The following is a 2,801-nucleotide window of genomic DNA, read 5'->3' as shown; positions in this document are numbered from 1 at the left end:
CGGCGCAGCTCAAGGAGTTGCGTCGTTTTCTATACAGTTGGCAATTTATCTGGGCTTGATGACGACCAGTATGATTTGGTCTTTGTCCATTGTCTTGTTTTCTTCCTTATCGTAACCTTGAAAAACAAGGCGCCAGTTTCCCGTTAAAGTAACAGAAAAGAAGCCTTGCCAATCACCGTGCAACTCGTGTAGTCGCGGTGGGGGAAGATGGCTAATTTGGTTTAAAGTCTCAGCTGCACGCAATTCTGACACTCTTTGGGCAACTTTCTTTCCGTTGATGCTGCCAAATGTCTTGATCAACGAACGTTCGGAGCTGAGCGTCTTCTCCAATTTTTTGGTAGCACCTTTTACAATCACTTTTGTTACCTTTCCGGTTCATTGATTTACATTAAGTATAGCATGCCGAGTCAAATGGCTTCAACGTTTTTGCTCAACAGAAAAAGCCCCAGGCTCGCGCCCAGGGCATTCTTCCTAATCCGTGACTTCCCGTTTCGGCTCTTTCTTTTCTTTCTGTGCTTCTTTGTTCATGTCCTGGACCCACTTCGTCGCGTGCTTGACGGCGTCCGCGGTGACTTCATCCCAGTCCTTGTAATTAGAGAGCTGGATGACGTACTCGTCGGGGCTGTCGTTGAACACGCTGCGGTTATTCACGGTGATGTTGTACTCGTCGAAGCGGTACTGGTCACCGAAGTGGCGGATCTGAAGAACGAAGTAGCCGGACTCATAAGTATGGGTGTTGTCGGCTTCCTCATACAGCACTTGCAGCTGCCGCTTGTCGTCCTTGAACTCGAACTGCTTCAAGGTATTCCACAGCTTGGTGTAGTGTTCGTGCAAGTCTTTCAATTGGTCGTCGCTGAGGTCTTGGTCGAAGGCGATCTTTTTCCCTGCTAATTCCATATTGACATCTTCTCTGCTTTTAATTGACACTTGCACTTTTATTCTACGGCGCCCCACTCCGCCTCGCAAGGGGAACGGCGGGGTGCTTTGTGCCGCCGGCGTTGGGGGGCCGCAGAATCATCAGTGCCGACGCGCTAACGGTCGCTGTGAACGCGTTCGTTAAGCGTGCGGGCTTCCGCGAAGTATTGGGATTCCCAGTGGCTGTGGATGCCCCATGAGTAAAAGAGCAGCGCCCCACCGATGATTACCAGAAAGTCGACGGGATAAGGCAGCCAGTTAAGACCATTGAACTCACGGCTGCCAATCAGGGAGACGACGGACAGAAAGATCAGGTAGGTCAGCAGCCAGGCGCCGCCCTTGACTTGCTTCCGCGTATCGGCCCAGCCGGACCGCCATTCGAAGTAGAGGTAGAAAGGAAAGCCCAGCAGGATCACCAAAATCACTTCGATCGTCGTCGGCCACATGGCCCAGTAAGTTGCCAAAGAGGCCAAAACGAAGGCCAGCGGCGCCATCAGGCCCAGATGCCCCGACGTGACCGGCCGGTGGAAGTGCGGCGCCATCTTTCTCAACGACACCACGGTGGTTGGCCCGGTCAGGTAGGCAATCAGCGTCGCCGTGGAGATGACGCTGGCCAGGGTGCCCCAGGACCGAAAAACGGAGACCATGACCATGCTCAGCACCGCATTGGTCACCATGGCGACCCGGGGCGTCCCGTAGCGAGCGTCGATGCGGCCGACGAAGCGGGGAATGTGGTTGTTGGCCGCCATCGCCTGGAGCGCCCGGCCGGTGGACGCAACGAAGGACACCCCCGTACCAAAGGGCGACACGAACGCATCCATGTACAGCAGCACGGACAGCCAGCGTAACCCCAGCAGCATCGCCAAATCGGCGAAGGGCGAGTTGAAGTCGATGCCGTGCCAGCCATGGGCCGCCAGCTGGGCCGGGGGCAGCGCAGTAATGAAGGTGCTCTGGAGCAAGATATACAGCACGCCGCTGATCAGTAATGAGATAGCGATCCCCCGGCCGATATTCTTGCTCGGCTGAGCGACCTCGTCGCCCATATTGATGACGGTTTGGAAGGCGTTGAAGGAGAAAATAATGCCGGAAACCGACGTGGCGGCGAAGACCGGCGCCGAACCATACGGCATGAAGGCATGCCATGTACTGCCGTAATTCCCCGGATGGAACCCGGACAACGTCAGCATCACGATAGTCAACAGCGGCACGCCAATCTTGAAGACAGAAATCACACTGGTGAACCGCGTCAGCAAGTCCACCGACCAGTAATTCAGCAAAGTAAACACGATGATGAAGGCAAATACCACTAGCAGCCCGCTGCCGGTAATCGTTCCGTGGGCTAAAAAGCCGTCGGTAAACCGCGCCCAGTGCCAGGGCCACGACGCCATGTACTGAACCGCCGCGACGGCTTCGATGGGAATCAGCGTAATTAGGGAAACCCAATTGGCCCACGCCGCGATAAAACCGATCAGCGACCCATGGGAATACTGGGCAAACCGGCTCATCCCGCCGGACTCGGGAAACATCGTCCCCAGTTCCACGTAGTTATACGCGATAACGCCAATCACCAGAGCGCCGATGATCCATGAAAGAATCGCCGCCGGTCCCGCCACCTTGGCCGCTTCCCACGACCCAAACAGCCAGCCGGATCCGATCAACGACCCCAGCCCCAGCATTACCAGCTGAAATAACCCAATCTGCCCCTTCGCTTGTTTTTGCTTTACCATATAATCCCAAAACACCCTTCTCGGTATGCAACCAGCCAAATCTCTTCCTTATTGGTATGATAGCATCTTAACACCATGCTGACGTCCGTCTTTCCTGAATTGTTCTTACCTGCAAGACACCGTCAAACAATCCAAACCCTCCAGTACTCGCCAGGACTC

General features: G+C 54.9%; 3 protein-coding genes. All 3 read right to left on the bottom strand.

Going from position 1 to position 2,801, the window contains the following annotated elements:
- Nucleotides 1–45: 45 nt before the first annotated feature.
- Entirely contained in the window at nucleotides 46–357 is a 312-nt protein-coding gene (locus L248_RS08990; RefSeq protein ID WP_040535843.1) for a type II toxin-antitoxin system RelE/ParE family toxin, read from the bottom strand.
- 114 nt (nucleotides 358–471) lie between these two features.
- Nucleotides 472–897, bottom strand: a complete 426-nt coding sequence (locus L248_RS08985) for a hypothetical protein (protein ID WP_022529875.1) — start codon at nucleotides 895–897, stop codon at nucleotides 472–474.
- A gap of 134 nt (nucleotides 898–1,031) precedes the next feature.
- The gene (locus tag L248_RS08980; RefSeq protein WP_081701274.1) at nucleotides 1,032–2,642 is read right to left on the bottom strand and encodes an APC family permease; all 1,611 of its coding nucleotides are present in this window, start codon (nucleotides 2,640–2,642) and stop codon (nucleotides 1,032–1,034) included.
- Nucleotides 2,643–2,801: the final 159 nt, after the last annotated feature.

This window comes from Schleiferilactobacillus shenzhenensis LY-73, assembly GCF_000469325.1.
Lineage (GTDB): Bacteria > Bacillota > Bacilli > Lactobacillales > Lactobacillaceae > Schleiferilactobacillus > Schleiferilactobacillus shenzhenensis.
Note: the sequence above shows the minus strand (reverse complement) of the source record. Positions and strands in the feature narration are given on the sequence as shown.

What these genes read in the sequence shown, in the direction of transcription:
- L248_RS08985 (WP_022529875.1), bottom strand. Translation starts at nt 897, where the DNA reads ATGGAATTAGCAGGGAAAAAGATCGCCTTCGACCAAGACCTCAGCGAC.
- L248_RS08980 (WP_081701274.1), bottom strand. Translation starts at nt 2,642, where the DNA reads ATGGTAAAGCAAAAACAAGCGAAGGGGCAGATTGGGTTATTTCAGCTG.